A 17435-nucleotide genomic window follows, 5' to 3' on the forward strand; every position below is an offset into this window, starting at 1 on the left:
GAGGAACCCATGGCCTGGACCAGGGATGAAATGGCTGCGATCGCAGCTGAAGAACTGAACGACGGCGACTACGTCAACCTGGGCATCGGCATCCCCACGCTGGTGGCCAACAACCTGCCCGACGGTGTGCGGGTGGTCCTGCAGAGCGAAAACGGACTCCTCGGCATGGGTCCGTTCCCCTACGAGGGCGAGGAGGACGCGGACCTCATCAACGCCGGAAAGCAGACCGTCACGGTGCTTCCCGGCGGCAGCATCTTCGACTCCGCCACGTCATTTGGCATGATCCGCGGCGGCCACGTGAAGGTGGCCATCCTCGGTGCCATGCAGGTCTCCGGCAACGGCGACCTCGCCAACTGGACCATCCCCGGCAAGATGGTCAAGGGCATGGGCGGGGCCATGGACCTGGTGGCAGGCACACCCCGGGTGGTGGTCCTCACCGAGCACAACGCCAAGGACGGCACGGCGAAGATCGTCCGGGAATGCTCCCTCCCCCTGACCGGCCTCAGCTGCGTGGACCGGATCATCAGCGACCTCGCCGTCTTTGACCTTTACAAAACGGACGACGGCGGGCGGCAGCTCACGCTGACCCGGCTGGCGCCGGGGGTCACCGTGGAGGACATCCGGAATAAGACGGAAGCGGATTTTGAAGTCCGCCTTGAAAACGAGGAAGTGGCGGCATGAGCCTGAAGGAACAGTTCGGCAAGGATGTCCTGATCACCGGATGGGGGCACAGCAAGTTCGGCAAACTCGCCGACGACACCCTGGAATCCCTGATCGTGCAGGTGGCCACGGACGCGATCAGCGCCGCAGGCATCGAGCCCGGGCAGATCGACGAAGTCTACGTGGGCCAGTTCAACTCCGGCATGATGCCGCTGGCGTTCCCCTCGTCGCTGGCTTTGCAGGTTTCCCCGGACCTGGCCAATGTCCCGTCCACCCGCGTGGAAAACGCGTGCGCCTCGGGTTCGGCAGCGTTCCAGCAGGGCACCAGGTCGCTGCTGGCGGGCACCGCCAAAACCGTCCTGGTGATCGGCGCCGAAAAGATGACCCACGCAGGGGCTGACGTTGTGGGCGCAGGCCTGCTGGGTGCCGATTACGACATGGCCGGCAGGCCCTCCACTACCGGCTTTACCGGGCTGTTCGCCGAAGTGGCCAAGCACTACGCCAAGCGCTACGACCCGGCCGGGAACCTTGGAGACGTGCTGGGCAGCATCGCCGCCAAGAACCACCGCAACGGCGTGGACAACCCCTACGCGCAGCTCCGGAAGGACCTCGGCGAAGAATTCTGCCGGACGGTGTCGGACAAGAACCCCATGGTCGCCGATCCCCTGCGCCGTACCGACTGCTCCCCCGTCTCGGACGGTGCTGCCGCCGTCGTGCTCTCTACCTCCCCCACGGCAGGCGCCAACCCCGCCGTGAGGCTCGCCGGGTTCGGCCAGGCCAACGACTTCTTCCCGGCCGCACGCCGCGACCCCACGGCCTTCGAAGCCACCAGGGTCTCGTGGCAGCGTGCCCTGGCGATGGCAGGCGTCGGGATCGAAGACCTGGACCTCGCCGAAGTCCATGACTGCTTCACCATCGCCGAACTGCTCATGTACGAGGCCATGGGACTGACTGAACCCGGGCAGGGTGCCCGCGCGCTCGAGGAAGGGTGGGTGTTCAAGGACGGGAAGCTGCCGGTCAACGTCTCCGGCGGCCTCAAGTCAAAGGGCCATCCCGTGGGTGCCACCGGCGTCTCGCAGCACGTGCTCGCCGCCATGCAGCTGACGGGAACCGCCGGCGACATGCAGCTCACGGCACCGCGCCGGGCCGCGGTCCAGAACATGGGCGGCGTGGGCATCGCCAACTACGTCAGCATCCTCGAGGCCGTCTGACCCTCTAAGCAGAGCCCCCGTCGTGGGGCACTTTGAGGCGCTTCGCCGCCGCCGGATGGAATTGCGACGGCGTGTCCGCGTCAAAGTGCCCCGCGATCGCGCAGGTTAGCCGTAGCTCCGGATCAGGGCGGCGATCTCCGCAAAGCCCAGCCGCTCGGCGTTCTGCAGCGCAGTCCGGCCTTCCGGATCGCGGATACCCGGATCCGCGCCGGCCTCCAGCAGCAGCCGCACCACTTCCTGCTGCCGCGGACCGCCATTGTTCAGGAGGATGGCTTCCTGCATGGCCGTCCAGCCCAGGTTGTTCACGTGGTTGACGGGTACGCCGGCGGCAACCAGGATCTTCACCGTTTCCACATGCCCATGCTCGCTGGCCGGAATCAGGGCAGTCCCGCCGTACCGGTTGATGCTGGAAACGTCCGCGCCGGCGAGCAGGGTCAGCTGCAGTACCTCATTGAAGCCTTCAGCGCCGGCGTAGAGGAAGGCCGAGTCCTGGATGGAATCCTTGGCGTTGACGTTGCCGCCCCGGCCCACCAGTTCGCGGGCCAGCGCCGCATTGTTGGCCTTGGCGGCAGCAATGAGTTCCTGGTCCAGCGCCGCCTGGACCTCGGCGGGGAGTGCCGTCGGGGTTGCCGCCGGCCCTGCAGCAGGAGGGCCGGTTTCGGCGTCGACGGTTCCGCTGGGGCCTGCCCCGCCAGGCGTGCTGGATGAGGGGACGGCCGACGCCGGTCCGCCGGATGGTGCCGGTGCAGGGCTTTGGCACGCCGTGAGGATGAGGGCCAGGGCGCAGGCGGCCAGCAAGCCCCGGGCACCTAAGCCACTGCGCCTCATACGGGCAGCCTACTTTCCGGCGGGGGCGCCCGCGATGGCTGCGGCTCCGGCGGTGGCGCAGGCCTCGTCCAGAGCACCGTCCGGTGCGCCGCCAACCCCGACGCCGGCCACTGACACACCATTGACCTTGAGCGGGACGCCGCCTGCCAGGAACAGGGTGCCGGGAAGGTCTGCAATGGACGGACCGTTGCCGTTGATCCGTTTGGCCAACTCGCTGGTGGGCGTACCGAATGCGGCGGCGGTGTAGGCCTTCTGCTTGGCGGCCTCGATGGTGTGCTCCGCCGCATTGTCTCCGCGGAGCAGTGCCTGAACTGTGCCGAACCGGTCCACCACGGCAACGGTGACGAACGGGAGCTTGTCCGCCTGGCACTTGGCAAGGGCGGCGTTCACGGCGGTGGCGGAGGCCCCCACGGAGATGCGGTTCTGCTGGACGACGGTTTCCGGCGCAGGCTGGACGTCCACGGCGGGAACGGCTGCGGGCGCAGGGGCTGTTCCTGCGTTGGCCGCGGCCGTGACTCCGGCGGTGAGGACCAGGGCACCGGCTGCGGCGGCGGCAAGGGCTGTGCGGGACTTCTTCATGGTGGCTCCTTGGGTTTGGCAGGCGATCGCTGCGGACACTTCAATCCTTCCGGCCACCGCCCTGCCTGCCATCGGGCCTTTGCATGGTCCCTGCTGCGACCAAAGGACAGCCGTATCAGCCAAACGGATGAGAGACCCGCCCGTGCCGCTGGCAATAGCATGGAAAGGCAGTGTTCCCCCACCAGACCGGAAATTCCATGACAGCCCCAGGCCCTGACCAGTCCGCGAGTCCTGCCGGGCTGCCCCGGCTGGGCAGCATCGACACGGCGGTCCATGCGGGATTCGCCGTCCTCCTGGTGGCGTCGACCGCCCGGTACGTCATGCGCCACCCGCCCGCGGACAATGTGCTGGTCCTGTGCCTCGCCGCTGCAGCCTCCCTGCTGTACGCGGGCGTTGCGGTGCTTGCCAGGCGCGGTTTGCCTGGACTGGCGTGGATGTCCGCCCTGGTGGCCGTCTGGGCGGTGCTGGTCATCGCGGCACCCAGCTTTGCCTGGTGCTCCTTCGCCCTCTTCTTCCTCTGCCGTGCCGCAATCAGCGGTGCTGCGGCCTATGTTGCCGCGGGCATCATCGCCGTCGCCACGGCGGCAGGATTGTTCAGGCTCAGCGGGGGCACGGACCTGGCAATGCTGCTTGGCCCCCTGGCCGTGGGTGTGATGCTGACCCTCATCCATGACCGGATCCGCAACGATGCCGAGGAACAGCGGCGGCTGCACGGCGAGGTGTCCACCGCGCAGGGGAAGCTGGCTGCCAGCGAACGGCGTGCAGGCACCATTGCCGAGCGGGAGCGGGTTTCCCGCGAAATCCACGACACCGTGACCCAGGGCCTGGCCAGCAGCCTGCTGTTGCTCGAGGCTGCCGGGCGCACCTGGCCCGCGACCTCCGCCCACGCGGACCTGCGGCGGGCCACTTCCCTGCTGCGGGACAACCTGGCCGAAACCCGTAGCCTGGTCCATGACCTTGCCTCCCCCGGACTCGAAGGGTCGCCGCTGCCGGAAGCCCTGCTGACGGCGGCCCTCCGATACCTTCCCGACGCCCAGCTCCTGGTCACCGGCGAACCCCGGCCGGTGGCGGCAGACATCCGGCACACCTTGCTGCGAGTGGTCCAAAGTGCGGCGTCCAACGTTCGGCTCCATGCCTCCGCAACCACCGCCACCGTGACCCTCGGATTCCTTCCGGATGCCGTCACCCTGGATGTTTACGACGACGGCGCCGGCTTTGATCCGGCGGCGGCAGCCCCGCCGTCGGACGCCGGAGGCTACGGCCTGCGGGCCATGCGGCAGCGCGTGGAACAGCTTGGCGGGACGTTCTCGGTGGAAAGCGCCCCGGGCGAGGGCACCATCGTGGCGGCGCAACTCCCCGCTGGCCTTTCAGCGGCCTCAACGGACGGAAGCCAGGCATGAGTGCCATTACCGTGCTCCTGGTCGATGACCACCGGGTGGTCCGGAGCGGGCTGCGCGCCCTGTTGGGAACCCAGCCGGACATCGCGGTGGTGGCCGACGCCGCGTCCGGGGAGGAAGCCCTGGAGCTGGTGCGGGAGCATTCGCCCGGCGTCGTGGTCATGGACCTCGCCATGGGTGAGGGCATGGACGGCATCGAGGCCATCCGGCGCATCCGCGGGCTCAACAGCAGGCAGGCCATCCTGGTGTTCACTACCTACGATTCGGACGCGGACATTGTGCGTGCCGTGGATGCCGGAGCCATGGGTTACCTGCTGAAGGACGCCGCCCCTGAGGAGATATTTGCGGCTGTCCGCGGCGCGGTGCAGGGCAGGAGCGTGATGAGCCCGCCGGTGGCTTCGCGGCTCTTCCAGCAACTCCGCAACCCGGAGGAGATCCTCACTCCGCGCGAGGCGGAGCTGCTGAGCCTGCTCACCCAGGGGCTTAGCAACCGCGAACTCGGCCAGCGGCTTTTCATTTCGGAAGCCACTGTCAAAACCCACCTGGCGCACATCTATTCGAAGCTGGGAGTGGAAACCCGGGCCGCCGCGATTGCCACCGCCATCCGCCGTGAGGGCATGCGCTGACGCGGGTTTGTGGCGTTTACCCTTGCAACAGGGCGTTTAGCCCCGTACTTTGGGATTGCGGGGGACGTTCTTCGCACACCCCGGGCTGAAATCCGGGGAGAGAATCAGAGTCACATGAAGGAATGCAGCCATGGCAACAGGCACAGTTAAATGGTTCAACGCCGAAAAGGGTTTTGGCTTCATTGCCCCCGATGACGGGTCCGCTGACGTTTTCGCCCACTACTCGGCAATCGCCAGCAGCGGTTACCGCTCACTGGACGAAAACCAGAAGGTCGAATTCGACGTGACCCAGGGCCCCAAGGGCCCGCAGGCAGAGAACATCCGCCCGCTCTAAGTCTTACGGCCGGCCCGGTTACCCGGGCCAACCCCCGGCAGCGGCCCCGCCAACCTCGTGTTGGCGGGGCCGCTGTTTTAGTTGTGCCTGCCGGCGGCCCCTCCCACGACGTTCGGTGCTTTTGGGATAATTGACCCATGACCGGCAAGGAAGAGGACAGGGATCCCTGGGAAGAGTTCGACAGGCTCGGTCCCGGAATGCCGGACCGTGTCCCCGGCCAGCCCGGTGGCGAACCCCACGGATTCGGTTTCCGCACCGGCGTGCGCAGCGCCCGCGTCGCCGTCGGCTTTGCTGTCTACGCCCTGGCCCTGGGCACCATCCTGGTCCTGACCGGCTGCGTCTTCTTCGTAGCCCGCCAGCAATGGCTGCTGGCCGGACTCATGGTCCTGGTCGAGGCCGTCTTCGTCTTTTCATTCACCCGGCTGGTGGCCCAGGCGCGCCACCGCCGCACCCGCTGACCGCCGGCAAAAACGTTAACGGATTCCCTTCACGTTTCCCCTTGACCTTGACGCTGCGTCAACCCCTACGCTCGAAGCATGGAAGCAACCGGAGAGGACAGGGCCAGCGGCTGGCCCATCCAGGACGTGGCCAGGATGGCGGGAACCACCAGCCGTACCCTCCGCCACTACGATGACATCGGCCTGCTGAAGCCCACCAGGGTGGGCAGCAACGGCTACCGCTACTACGACGGCGGAGCCCTCCTACAGCTGCAGCGGATCCTGCTCCTTCGGGAGCTGGGCCTGGGCCTGCCGGCCATCGCCGAAGTCTTCCAGCACCAGACGGACCCCGTCCGGGCGCTGACCCGGCACCTTGAATGGCTGGGCCAGGAACAGGAACGCCTGGCCCGGCAAGTCCGGTCCGTCCGCCGAACAATCGAAACAGTGCAACAAGGAGGAGAGCTCGTGGCAGAGAAGATGTTTGATGGCTTCGACCACACGCAGTACAAAGACGAAGTGGAAGAGCGGTGGGGAAAGGACGCCTACGCGAAAAGCGACTCGTGGTGGCGGAGCATGGACGAGGCCGAAAAGCGGGAGTGGAAGTCCCGCTCGGAAGGACTGGGCCGGGACTGGCTGGCAACGGCAGGCTCCGGGGCGGTCCCCGGTGGCGACGCAGCCCAGGACCTTGCCGCCCGGCACGTGGCGTGGCTCCGCTCCATCCCGGGAACGCCCGCTGCCGAGGCCGGCGGGGACATCAAAGGCTACGTCACTGGCCTGGCGGACATGTACGTGGCAGACCCACGGTTCGCCGCCAACTACGGGGGCGAGGCCGGAGCCACTTTTGTTCGGGACGCTCTGCGGACCTACGCGGACCGGAACCTGTAACAGTCCGCCTGGCGTCCTAGGTGAACGCCTGGATTCCTGTAACGGCCCTTCCAACCAGCAGCGAGTTGATCTCGTAACTCCCCTCGTACGTATACAGGATCTCGGCGTCTGCGAAAAGCTTTGCCATCTCGTGGTCGCTGGTAATGCCGTTGCCGCCCAGCAGCGAGCGCCCCATCGCCACCGAGGCCCTGGCAAGCCTGGTGGTGGTGGCCTTGGCCATGGCCGCCTGTGCCATTTCCAGCAGCCCGTCTTCCTGGAGCCGGGCCAGCTGGACCATCAGGGCCAGTGAAGCGGCGGCGTTCCCGAGGATATCCGCGAGCTGCTGCTGGACCAGCTGGAACCCCGCGAGTTCCCTGCCGAACTGGCGGCGGTTCAGCGTGTAGCTGCGGGCCACATCGAAGGCAGCGAACTGGATGCCGGCGGCCTGCCAGCCCACCCAGGCCCGGGAGTCCCGAAGCAACAAGCTGGCCGAGGCGAAGCTTGACGCCCCGGGCAGGAGGTTGGCCGCCGGTATGCGTACATCCTCCAGCCTGATATCGGCATTCTGCATGATCCGCAGGCCGATCTTGTGTTCAATCCTGGCGGCGGAGTAGCCTGGGCGGTCCGTTTCCACGAGAAAGCATTTGAGGTGCCCGTCAGCCGTGTCCCGGGCCCAGACCAGGGCGACATCGGCAACGGTCCCGCTGCCGATCCAGCGTTTGGTGCCGTTGAGGACCCACTCGCCGCCGTCCCGCCGGGCGGTTGTTTCGAGCCCGCGGGAGATGTCGGAGCCATGGCCGGGCTCCGTCAGGGCGAAAGCTCCCAGCTGCGCAAAGGTCCTCAGACCGGGGAGCCACCTGCGCTTCTGCTCATCGGACCCCAGGTGGTGGATGGTGCCCACGATGAGTTCGTTGTGGATCCCGGCCAGGGCGGAGAGCGAGACGTCGGCCCTGGCCACTTCCACGTACATGAGGCCTTTGAACAGGGCGGAACTGCCGTCCAGCTGCAATTCCCCCAGCCCGCGGGCGCCCATCCCGGCCACTACATCGCGCGGGAACTCTTCCCGGTTCCAGTAGCCGATGGAGGCCGGCCTGACGGCGGACTGCAGGTAGTTCCGGATCTCCGCGTACCTGGCCTGTTCCGTGGGCGGAAGCAGCCGCACGATGTGCAGGAGATCCGCGTCCGGATAGGGAATCTCCGCCGGTCCGTCGTGGGAGTGTCCGGGCATAACGCCTCCCTTCCAAACGGTTGGATGTCCTAGTATATTCACAGGATTTTCGGAAAGGGGCTGGCTATGGGCACACCGTTATCCCGGGATCCGATTGCCGAAGCCCGGCGGAACTGGGAGGACCGCGGCTGGTCAGATGTCGCAGCGCCCATGGCCGCCATTACGGCAATTATGCGGACCCAGCAGATCCTTCTGGCCAGGATCGAATCCGCCCTCAAACCGTTTGGCCTGACCTTCGCCCGGTACGAACTGCTGGCGCTCTTGAGTTTCGCCCGGAAGGGTGCCCTGCCAATGAACAAGGCGAGCGCCCTGCTTCAGGTTCACCCGACGTCGGTCACCAACGCCGTGGACCGTTTGGAACGCGCGGGCCTGGTGGCCCGCTCGCCGCACCCCACCGACGGCCGCACCACCCTGGTGGGGCTCACGGCGGAGGGCCGTACTGTCGCTCAGCGTTCGACGGCGGCCCTCAACAGCCAGGTCTTCAGCGAGACGGGATTTCCGCCGGAGGATGTTGATGCGCTGATCCGGATCCTGGGCGACTTCCGCAGGGGTTCGGGTGATTTCGAGGACAGTCCCTGACTGCTGTCAGCGGTTTACCTTCGCCCGCTTCACCCGGCGGACCACCAGCCAGGCCAGGGTGATGGCGAGGGCGGCGTAGACGGCGTAGTTCAGGTACTTCGAGTAGCCCTCAATCAGGTGGTACTGCGTTCCCAGCAGGTACCCGAACCCGATCAGCGCTCCGTTCCACAGGGCGCTGCCGGCCAGGGTAAAGACGGAAAAGGTCAGGAGCGGCATCGCCGCCGCCCCGGCGGGAAGCGAGATCAGGCTGCGGACGCCGGGCAGGAGCCGGCCAAAGAAGATCGAGGACTTACCGTGCCGGGTGAACCAGCCTGCGGCCTTTTCGAAGTCCTCACGGTCTACCAGCGGCAGCTTCGACAGGCCGCGGATCGACCGCTCCAGCCCAAGTTTGGCACCGAGCCAGTACAGCAGGAGTGCGCCGAGGTAGGCGCCCAGCGTACTGGTGACGAAGATGAGCCCCAGGTTCAGGGAGCCCTGTTTGGCGAGGTATCCGGCCAGCGGCAGGATCACTTCGCTGGGAATGGGCGGGACCACGGTTTCGGCGAGGGTGAAGGCGCCAACGCCCCATTCACCGAGGTTTTCGATCACCTGGGCCGCGGCACCCACCAGCCCGCCCAGGCCCTCCGCCGCACCCGTTCCATCTGCCGCTGTTGCCCACATAGGCTGCTCCCCCGATTTCCACTGCGTTCCGCGACTGTACCCCTGCAGGTCCTGTCTACCGCACGGACCTGAACGCCCGCTGGCAGCGCGGAGCGCGGTTAGGCCCCCGGGGCTCTTCCGGCCGCCGGGTGGGCCCGGATGTGCATGCGCTCACCCTGGGAGCCGAACAGGCTGAGGAACTCCACGGCCTTCCCGTCGGCCCGGCCGAACCAGTGCGGCACCCGGGTATCGAATTCCGCTGCTTCGCCCGCCCCCAGGACCAGGTCCCGGGCCCCCAGGACCATCCGCAGTTTGCCGTTCAGCACGTAGAGCCATTCGTAGCCCTCGTGGACCTGTGGGTTGGGTTCCTCCACCGGCCCGGCAGGAACGATGTGCTTGTAGGCCTGGATACCGCCGGGCTTGCGGGTGAGCGGAATGATGGTCATGCCGTGGGCGGTGATGGGACGCAGGTGGATGCGGGGGTCCCCCGTGGCCGGAGCGCCGACCAGCTCGTCGAGGGGTACCTGGTGGGCCTGCGCAAGAGGAAGCAGGAGTTCGAGGTTGGGCCGCCGCTGGCCCGATTCGAGCCTGGAGAGCGTGCTGACGGAAATGCCCGTGGCGGCTGCGAGCGCGGTCAGCGTGACGTCCCTGCGCAGGCGTAAAGCCTTCAGTCGCGGGCCAACGGCGGAGAGGACGTCGTCGAGCTTTTCATCCATCCGGCAATTTTGCCATATCGGCAAATTACTTTGCCAGAACTTGGGGCGGGGAACACGATGAATGCATGACTGAACAGAACTCCTTTTACGACGTACTGGTAGTAGGCGGTGGGGCCGCCGGCCTGAGCGCCGCGCTGATGCTGGGCCGGAGCCGGCGGCGGGTGGCGGTGGTGGACGGCGGTGAGCCCCGCAATGCCCCGGCGCACGGCGTGCACGGATTCCTTTCACGCGACGGAATCAGCCCGGCAGAACTCCTCGCCACTGGCCGCGACCAGGCGCAGCACTATGGCGCGGACATCATCAACGGCACGGTAGTGGCTGCCGGAGGCGGCGCGGAGCAGGGCTTCGAGGTAACGCTCGACGACGGCCGGCGGCTTCATGGGCGGCGGCTCCTGATCACCACGGGCCTGGTGGACGAGCTGCCGGACATCCCGGGCCTGCGCGAGCGCTGGGGCCGGGACGTACTGCACTGCCCGTTCTGCCATGGATGGGAGGTCCGGGACCAGGCCATCGGCGTTCTGGGCACCGGTCCGTGGTCTGTGCACCAGGCCCTGCTGTTCCGGCAATGGAGCAGCAACATCACCCTGTTCCTCAATGACGTGGTGGAGCCCTCCGGAGACGAACCCGAGCAATTGGCTGCCCGGGGTGTGAAGGTGGTTCCCGGCCCCGTCGAGACCGTGCGGGTCCACGGCGATGCGCTCAAGGCTGTGGTGCTGGCTGGCGGCCCGGAGGTGGCGGTGGACGCCGTCGTCGTGGGTAGCCGGGTGCACGCCCGCCTTGACCCGTTCAGCGGCCTCGGCCTGGCGGCGGTTCCGCATCCAATGGGAATCGGGGATTACCTGGAAACCGATGCGGAAGGCGCCACGTCAGTGCCCGGCGTCTGGGCCGCCGGCAATGTCACGGATATGAGGGCGCAGGTCCTGGCATCCGCTGCGGCCGCGTCGTGGACCGCCGTGATGATCAATAACTCCCTGATGGCCGAGGAGATGGACCGCGACCTCGCGGCCTACCGGGAGTCGCTGGCTGTTACCGGTGCCTGAACTCCGGTTCGCGCTTTTCCGTGAACGCCGCCATGCCTTCCTTCTGGTCCTCGGTGGCGAACAGGGAGTGGAAGAGCCGGCGCTCAAACATGACACCCTGGGCCAGCCCGGTTTCGAAGGCGGCGTTCACGGCTTCCTTGGCAACCATCGCCACCGGCTTTGATTTGCCGGCAATTACTTCGGCGGCTTTGAGGGCTTCGGCCACCACGTCCTCTGCGGGTACCACGCGGGACACCAGGCCGGACCGCTCGGCTTCCTCGGCTCCGATGAACCGCCCGGTAAGGATCAGGTCCATGGCCTTGGCCTTGCCCACGGCCCGGGTGAGCCGCTGCGAGCCGCCCATGCCGGGAAGGACGCCGAGGTTGATTTCGGGCTGGCCGAACTTGGCATTGTCCCCGGCGATGAGGAGATCGCACATCATGGCCAGTTCGCAGCCGCCGCCCAGGGCAAACCCGGATACAGCAGCAACGGTGGGGATACGGAGCCGGGTGAAGTCCTCCCAGCCGCGGAACCAGTCCGCGGCGTACATGTCCATGTAGCCCTGGGCGGCCATTTCCTTGATGTCGGCGCCGGCCGCAAAGGCTTTCCCTGAGCCGGTGATCACCACGGCGCCGGTTCCGGGGTCAGCGTCCATGGCGCTGACGGCGTGCACCAGTTCCTCCATGGTGGCTTTGTTCAGTGCATTCAGGGCCTGGGGCCGGTTAAGGGTCACCAGCCCCACCCTGCCGCGCTGTTCCACCAGGATGTTGGCGTACTCCGTCATTCAGGACTCCCGTCGTCGTGCGCTGTTGCGGTCTTGTGCGGCGCGGTGCCGGACTTTTCGCGGATGTCGTTGATGATCGCGGAGAAGTCCTGGCCGGCGCCGCCTTCCGCCGCAAACGTATCGTAGATTTCTGCGGCAAGCGTCCCCATCCGGCCGGCCACCCCGGTGCTGTGCAGGGCGTTGAGGGCAAGGTTAAGGTCCTTGGCCATCAGCGCGCCGGCGAATCCCGGCTGGTAGCCGCGGTTGGCCGGACTGGTGGGAACCGGGCCGGGCACCGGGCAGTTGGTGGTCAGGGCCCAGCATTGCCCGGATGCGGCGGAGGCGACGTCGAACAGCGCCTGGTGGCTCAGCCCCAGCTTCTCGCCGAGGACAAAGGCCTCGCTGACGGCGATCATCGAGACGCCCAGGATCAGGTTGTTGCATACCTTCGCCGCCTGGCCGGCCCCGTGGGCTCCGCAATGAACGATGCGCTTGCCCATGACATCGAGGAGCGGCCTGACGGCGTCGAAGTCGTCCTCTTCACCGCCCACCATGAAGGTGAGCGTTCCGGCCTCCGCGCCCACCACGCCGCCGGACACGGGAGCATCCACGGACCGGTGCCCGGCGCCGAGCGCCAGCTGCGCCGCTTCCCTGGCTTCGTCGACGTTGATGGTGGAACAGTCCAGGAACATGGTTCCTGGCGCGGCAAGCTCCAGCAGTCCCGGCTGGTCCCCGCTACCGCGGTAGGCGTCCAGGACATGCCGGCCGCTGGGAAACATGGTGAGTACCACGTCCGCGTCCGGCACGGCCCCGGCAACACTTCCAACCACCGGGACGCCGGCGGAGCGGGCCGCGTCCAAGGCGGCCGGCACGACGTCGTACCCGGCCACCCGGTGCCCGGCCCTGACCAGGTTCACGGCCATCGGTCCGCCCATGTGGCCGAGCCCCAGGAACGCTACGGTGTAAGTGTCAGGCACTGTCCGCCTCCTCTTGTTGTGCCGCCTCCGGCTCCTGCTCCGGACTGGCCCGAGGTCCAGTTCCCTGCTGCCGAGCGATCCAAAAAAGCGTTCAACCTGCTCCGGCGATACCTCTGCCAGAGTGGGCGGCCTCCAGTGCGGGGTGCGGTCCTTGTCCACCACCTGCGCCCGGATGCCTTCGCGGAAATCGGGGGCCGCCAGGAACCGCAGGCCCACCCGGTACTCCTGCGCCAGCGCCCGGTCCAGGGGCATCCCCGCCACCCGCCGCAGCGACGCCAGGGTGACCTTGACGGAGGTGGGGGACTTCGCCTCGATGGTGTCTGCAGCCTGGGACGCTTCGGCGCTGCCGTCCCCGGCCCAGGCCCGCAGCCGCCCCACGATTTCTTCCGCGTCTGCAGAGTCGTAGCAGCTGTCGATCCACTGCCGCTGCCCGGCAAGTCCGGACGGCGGCGGGTCCACGGCCAAGCGTCCGACGGCGTCTTCCGGGGTTTCGTTTTCCAGCGCTGCCGTGAGTTCGTCGAGCCTGCCGGACGGAACGTAGTGGTCTGCCAGGCCGAGGAACAGCGCGTCCGCACCATCGAGGTGGGCACCGGTGAGGGCTGCATGGGTTCCCGCCTCCCCTGGTGCGCCGGCCAGCAAAAGCGTCCCGCCGACGTCGGGCGCAAACCCAATGGTGGTCTCCGGCATGCCGGTCCTGGTCCGCTCGGTGACCACGCGGACCGAGCCGTGCGCCGAGATTCCCACGCCGCCGCCCAATACCAACCCGTCCATCAGCGCGACGTAGGGCTTCGGGTACCGGGAGATCAGGTAATTCAGCCGGTACTCGGCCTGCCAGAAGTCCGCCGTATCGTCTCCTCCCCGGAGGATGTCGCGGTAAATCGCCACGATGTCTCCCCCGGCGCACAAACCCCGGCCGCCGGCGCCCTGCACCAGGACCGTGCTGACGCTGGCGTCCTCCGCCCATTCGGTGAGCTGCCGCAGCAGTGCCTCCACCATCCCGGCGGTGAGTGCGTTGACGGCCTTGGGCCGGTTGAGCGTTGCCACCGCCAGCCGGCCCCGCCGGGTGAAGAGCACTTCCGCGTCAGGCGTGGCGGCCGTGTCCGTCATCAGCTTCCTTCCGGCATCACGAAGCTGGCGCCGTGGCGTATTCCTGAGGGCCACCGCGTGGTGACCGTTTTGGTCTTGGTATAGAAGCGGAAGGCGTCCGCCCCGTGCTGGTTCAGGTCCCCGAACCCCGAGGCCTTCCAGCCGCCGAACGTGTAGTAGGCCAGCGGCACCGGAATAGGGACGTTGACCCCCACCATGCCCACATCCACCCTGGTGGCGAAGTCCCGGGCGGAGTCGCCGTCGCGCGTGAAGATGGCCACGCCGTTGCCGAACGGGTTATTGGTACAAAGCCGGAGGGCTTCGTCGTAGGTGGCGGCGCGGACCACACCCAGTACCGGCCCGAAGATTTCATTGCGGTAGATGGCCATGTCCGGGGTGACGTGGTCGAAGAGCGTCGGACCCACCCAGAAACCGCCGGGGTAGCCGCTGACCGTGAGGCCGCGTCCATCGGCGAGGAGGGTGGCGCCGTCGTCCACGCCTGAACTGATGAGTCCCTCGATACGGTCCCTCGCGGCCGCGGACACCACTGGCCCGAAGTCCGAGTCGCGGTCGAGGCTGTGGCCTACCGTAAGTTTCCGGACGCGTTCCTCCAGCCGGGCCACCAGCCTGTTGGCGGTGTCCTCACCTACCGGCACGGCCACGGAAATCGCCATGCAGCGCTCTCCTCCCGAGCCGTAGCCTGAACCGATAAGGGCATCCGCCGCCTGGTCCAGGTCCGCATCCGGCATCACCACCATGTGGTTCTTGGCCCCGCCGAAGCACTGGGCCCGCTTTCCGTGGGCGGCCGCCTTGGCGTAGATGTACTGGGCAATGGGTGTGGAACCCACGAAACCGACCGCTTTCACGCGGGGATCCTCAAGGAGGGCGTCCACGGCTTCCTTGTCCCCGTTCACCACGCTGAAGACACCGTCAGGAACACCCGCTTCGCTGAACAATTCCGCGAGCCGCAGCGGCACGGACGGGTCCCGTTCCGAAGGTTTGAGCACGAAGGCGTTACCGGCGGCGAGGGCGGGGCCGGCCTTCCAAAGCGGGATCATGGCGGGAAAGTTGAAGGGGGTGATGCCGGCGACGACGCCCAGGGGTTGCCGCAGCGAGTGGATGTCGATGCCCTGGCCGGCGTCGCTGGAGAACTCGCCCTTGAGCAGGTGCGGCGCGCCGGCAGCAAACTCCACCACCTCCAGTCCGCGTTGAATGTCACCGATGGAGTCGGCCAGGGTCTTGCCGTGTTCAGACGACAGCAGCCTGGCCAGCTCGTCCATGTTCCGGTTCACCAGGTCTACGAACTTCAGCAGGATCCGGCCCCGCCGCTGCGGGTTCAACGCCGCCCATTCCGGCTGGTCCTGCGCGGCGGCAGCCACCGCGGACTGCACTTCGTCCCGGCCCGCGAGCGGCACGCGCGCCTGCACTTCGCCGGTGCACGGGTCAAAAACGTCACCAAACCGTCCGGAGGTTCCGCCGGCGTGGCTGCCGCCAATGTAATGGGAAAGCTCGCGCACCATGGCTGGATGCCCCTTTGCATGTGATCCGGCTTTTAGTGACCCAGGTCATTCTGGTTGCGAATATACTCGGACTTCCTACTAAATTCCATCGCGTCGTCCGCGGCCGCTTCGGCCCGCTCCGCCGGGCCTGGGGGCCGCCGCGCGGGCTTTACCGGCTGCTTTACCTGCGGTGCGGCAGCCACGGTAAGTTAGGAGGCGTGAAGATAGCTACCTGGAATGTGAACTCGCTCCGTGCCCGCGCCGACCGTGTTGAAGCCTGGCTCCAGCGCAGCGACTGCGACGTCCTGGCCATCCAGGAAACGAAGTGCAAGGACGACAACTTTCCCTGGGAGCTCTTCGAACGCATGGGCTACGAGGTGGCCCACTTCGGCGTGAACCAGTGGAACGGCGTGGCCATCGCCTCCCGTGTGGGGCTGGAGGACGTGGAGCGCACGTTCCTGGACCAGCCGGCCTTCGGCAAGGCGGGCAAGGACCCGGTGCAGGAAGCCCGCGCCATGGCCGCCACCTGCGGCGGCGTCCGGATCTGGAGCCTGTACATCCCCAACGGCCGCTCCCTGGATGACGAACACATGCCCTACAAGCTCAAGTGGCTCGAGAGCCTGAAGACCCATGCCCAGGGCCTGGTGACAGAAAATCCCGAGGCCCAGGTGGCACTGATGGGTGACTGGAACATCGCCCCCTTCGACGACGACGTCTGGGACATCGACCTCTTCGTCAACAACCGGTACACCCACGTCAGCCCGCCGGAGCGCGCCGCCTTCCATGCCTTCGAGACTGCAGGTTTCACCGACGTCGTCCGGCCGTACACTCCCGGCCCCGGCGTCTACACCTACTGGGACTACACCCAGCTGCGGTTCCCCAAGAAGGAAGGCATGCGCATCGACTTCGTCCTGGCCTCGAAGGCTCTGGCCGCCCGGGTCACCGGCGCCTCCATCGACCGGGAAGAGCGCAAAGGCAAGGGCGCATCGGACCACGCCCCCGTCCTGGTGGAACTGGCGGACTGATGACAACGTCCTGGACCCAGCCAAGGAGACCGCAGTGACGGGCAACCTCTACCGGGGCCAGGCAGGCCTGCCGTTTTCCTCCACCCTCCGCGTCTACGAACCCCTTGACGCCTTCCCGCAGGAACAGCGGAAAGCCATCCAGGCGGCCGGGGCGCACACTGCCTCACGTGCCGCCGTCGAGAACGCCGAACTCCTCGCCTCGCTGGGACGGATCACCCGCCCCGGCGGTGATCCGTTCCCTACCGGCCGCACCGATCTGGTGCGGGTCACCGCCGCCCCGGCAGCCCAGCCCGGGGAGACCACTGACGGCGACGGCGGCCCGGAGGCCGAGCCGGAACTCCTGTACTGCCCCAGCCAGCTGGTGCTCCGTGCCGGGCTGGCCGCGAATGCACTGATGGAAGGAATCCACGGCCCGCTCGCGGAACTGCTGATCCCCGAAGAACAGCGGGACAGGCACCAGGAACGCATCGACCTGGTCAAGGCGCGGGACGGTTCCACGCGGGTACACACCAGGGCGTCCACGTGGGGCATCCCCTTCAGCTGGTTTTCGCTGTTCATGGAGTCGGACCACAAGGACGTCGTGGAGGCCGCCGGCCGTATCGTCACGGTCCGGGTGTGGGCGTCAATTACGGATGCGCTGGAACGTGCCCGCTACGCCGTTGCCAACCTTGCACTGGCCGCCCCGGACCTCGACATGCTGGACGATCTTGCCCAGCTGACCGAATGGCTGGAGCAGTTCCATGTGGAGTCGATGATTGAACTGGACTACGGATCCGTAGCGGACAAGGTCTACCCGGACGACTCCCCCACGGACATCAGGCTCGGCATCGAATGCCTGGCAGAGGGCGACATGACCGGTGCGGCTGCGGCCTACCGGCGGCTGGCCTCGCGCTGGATCCCCATCCGGCAGTTGGCCCGCGCCTCCTGAGGTCCGGCGCCCTTCCCCGTCCGGGCATTTCCGCCCAGGG

Annotated in this window: 19 protein-coding genes and 1 pseudogene; 11 read left to right on the top strand and 9 right to left on the bottom strand. The window is 67.3% G+C overall.

The genetic code is table 11. The features are described 5' to 3' along the window. Positions 1–9: 9 nt before the first annotated feature. Together OVA06_RS15335 and OVA06_RS15340 are read left to right on the top strand one after the other, a co-directional pair. The gene (locus tag OVA06_RS15335; protein WP_268159455.1) at positions 10–681 is read left to right on the top strand and encodes a CoA transferase subunit B; all 672 of its coding nucleotides are present in this window, start codon (positions 10–12) and stop codon (positions 679–681) included. After that, the gene (locus tag OVA06_RS15340; RefSeq protein WP_268159457.1) at positions 678–1871 is read left to right on the top strand and encodes an acetyl-CoA acetyltransferase; all 1194 of its coding nucleotides are present in this window, start codon (positions 678–680) and stop codon (positions 1869–1871) included. The genes OVA06_RS15335 and OVA06_RS15340 overlap by 4 nt, the downstream gene beginning before the upstream one ends. A gap of 105 nt (positions 1872–1976) precedes the next feature. Here OVA06_RS15340 and OVA06_RS15345 read toward each other — a convergent pair whose 3' ends face one another. Both OVA06_RS15345 and OVA06_RS15350 read right to left on the bottom strand, forming a co-directional pair. Beyond that, positions 1977–2699 carry an ankyrin repeat domain-containing protein gene (locus tag OVA06_RS15345; RefSeq protein ID WP_268159459.1) on the bottom strand — a complete coding sequence of 241 codons (723 nt, stop codon included), beginning with the start codon at positions 2697–2699 and terminating at the stop codon, positions 1977–1979. 9 nt (positions 2700–2708) lie between these two features. After that, positions 2709–3278 carry a GlcG/HbpS family heme-binding protein gene (locus OVA06_RS15350; RefSeq protein WP_268159461.1) on the bottom strand — a complete coding sequence of 190 codons (570 nt, stop codon included), beginning with the start codon at positions 3276–3278 and terminating at the stop codon, positions 2709–2711. A 197-nt stretch (positions 3279–3475) separates the two neighbouring features. Here OVA06_RS15350 and OVA06_RS15355 point away from each other — a divergent pair, with 197 nt between their 5' ends. The 5 genes from OVA06_RS15355 (at position 3476) to OVA06_RS15375 (ending at position 6957) form a co-directional block, all read left to right on the top strand. Continuing rightward, positions 3476–4678 (top strand): sensor histidine kinase, encoded by a 1203-nt coding sequence (locus OVA06_RS15355; RefSeq protein ID WP_268159463.1) that lies wholly within the window; start codon positions 3476–3478, stop codon positions 4676–4678. Then, positions 4675–5301: a response regulator gene (locus OVA06_RS15360; protein ID WP_268159465.1), complete on the top strand. Its 627-nt coding sequence runs from the start codon at positions 4675–4677 to the stop codon at positions 5299–5301. The genes OVA06_RS15355 and OVA06_RS15360 overlap by 4 nt, the downstream gene beginning before the upstream one ends. A 130-nt stretch (positions 5302–5431) precedes the next feature. Further along, a complete protein-coding gene (locus tag OVA06_RS15365; RefSeq protein WP_013599688.1) occupies positions 5432–5635 on the top strand; it encodes a cold-shock protein in 204 nt (67 codons plus the stop codon). A gap of 137 nt (positions 5636–5772) precedes the next feature. Beyond that, the gene (locus OVA06_RS15370) at positions 5773–6093 is read left to right on the top strand and encodes a hypothetical protein (protein ID WP_268159466.1); all 321 of its coding nucleotides are present in this window, start codon (positions 5773–5775) and stop codon (positions 6091–6093) included. A 78-nt stretch (positions 6094–6171) separates the two neighbouring features. After that, entirely contained in the window at positions 6172–6957 is a 786-nt protein-coding gene (locus OVA06_RS15375) for a MerR family transcriptional regulator (RefSeq protein WP_268159467.1), read from the top strand. 16 nt (positions 6958–6973) lie between these two features. Here OVA06_RS15375 and OVA06_RS15380 read toward each other — a convergent pair whose 3' ends face one another. After that, positions 6974–8164 carry an acyl-CoA dehydrogenase family protein gene (locus OVA06_RS15380; RefSeq protein WP_268159468.1) on the bottom strand — a complete coding sequence of 397 codons (1191 nt, stop codon included), beginning with the start codon at positions 8162–8164 and terminating at the stop codon, positions 6974–6976. A 66-nt stretch (positions 8165–8230) separates the two neighbouring features. Here OVA06_RS15380 and OVA06_RS15385 point away from each other — a divergent pair, with 66 nt between their 5' ends. Beyond that, complete coding sequence (locus OVA06_RS15385; protein WP_056076909.1) at positions 8231–8743, top strand: MarR family winged helix-turn-helix transcriptional regulator; 513 nt, start codon at positions 8231–8233, stop codon at positions 8741–8743. A 6-nt stretch (positions 8744–8749) separates the two neighbouring features. On the opposite strand, the gene OVA06_RS15390 is transcribed toward OVA06_RS15385, so the two are convergent. Both OVA06_RS15390 and OVA06_RS15395 read right to left on the bottom strand, forming a co-directional pair. Beyond that, complete coding sequence (locus OVA06_RS15390) at positions 8750–9403, bottom strand: DedA family protein (protein ID WP_261620137.1); 654 nt, start codon at positions 9401–9403, stop codon at positions 8750–8752. A gap of 98 nt (positions 9404–9501) precedes the next feature. After that, positions 9502–10098: a helix-turn-helix domain-containing protein gene (locus OVA06_RS15395; RefSeq protein ID WP_268159473.1), complete on the bottom strand. Its 597-nt coding sequence runs from the start codon at positions 10096–10098 to the stop codon at positions 9502–9504. Positions 10099–10163: 65 nt separating this feature from the next. Between OVA06_RS15395 and OVA06_RS15400 the strand changes: the two genes are divergently transcribed. Continuing rightward, positions 10164–11138, top strand: coding sequence for an NAD(P)/FAD-dependent oxidoreductase (locus OVA06_RS15400; RefSeq protein ID WP_268159475.1), 975 nt, complete (start codon positions 10164–10166; stop codon positions 11136–11138). On the opposite strand, the gene OVA06_RS15405 is transcribed toward OVA06_RS15400, so the two are convergent. The 4 genes and pseudogenes from OVA06_RS15405 to OVA06_RS15420 all read right to left on the bottom strand — a co-directional run bounded on the left by OVA06_RS15405 (position 11125) and on the right by OVA06_RS15420 (position 15463). Beyond that, positions 11125–11901 carry an enoyl-CoA hydratase gene (locus OVA06_RS15405; protein ID WP_056076917.1) on the bottom strand — a complete coding sequence of 259 codons (777 nt, stop codon included), beginning with the start codon at positions 11899–11901 and terminating at the stop codon, positions 11125–11127. The genes OVA06_RS15400 and OVA06_RS15405 overlap by 14 nt on opposite strands. Next, a complete protein-coding gene (gene mmsB / locus OVA06_RS15410) occupies positions 11898–12857 on the bottom strand; it encodes a 3-hydroxyisobutyrate dehydrogenase (RefSeq protein ID WP_268160810.1) in 960 nt (319 codons plus the stop codon). Before mmsB ends, OVA06_RS15405 begins: the two co-directional genes overlap by 4 nt. A gap of 42 nt (positions 12858–12899) precedes the next feature. After that, positions 12900–13964: pseudogene (locus OVA06_RS15415) on the bottom strand (enoyl-CoA hydratase/isomerase family protein); the annotation flags it as partial. Continuing rightward, positions 13964–15463, bottom strand: coding sequence for a CoA-acylating methylmalonate-semialdehyde dehydrogenase (locus OVA06_RS15420; RefSeq protein ID WP_268159477.1), 1500 nt, complete (start codon positions 15461–15463; stop codon positions 13964–13966). The gene OVA06_RS15420 and the pseudogene OVA06_RS15415, both read right to left, overlap by 1 nt. A 197-nt stretch (positions 15464–15660) precedes the next feature. Between OVA06_RS15420 and OVA06_RS15425 the strand changes: the two genes are divergently transcribed. Together OVA06_RS15425 and OVA06_RS15430 are read left to right on the top strand one after the other, a co-directional pair. After that, complete coding sequence (locus OVA06_RS15425) at positions 15661–16467, top strand: exodeoxyribonuclease III (protein WP_268159479.1); 807 nt, start codon at positions 15661–15663, stop codon at positions 16465–16467. A gap of 34 nt (positions 16468–16501) precedes the next feature. Further along, positions 16502–17395: a hypothetical protein gene (locus tag OVA06_RS15430; protein ID WP_268159481.1), complete on the top strand. Its 894-nt coding sequence runs from the start codon at positions 16502–16504 to the stop codon at positions 17393–17395. Positions 17396–17435 lie beyond the last annotated feature (40 nt).

Origin of the sequence: Pseudarthrobacter sp. SL88, from assembly GCF_026672455.1 — a bacterium.
Taxonomy (GTDB): domain Bacteria; phylum Actinomycetota; class Actinomycetes; order Actinomycetales; family Micrococcaceae; genus Arthrobacter.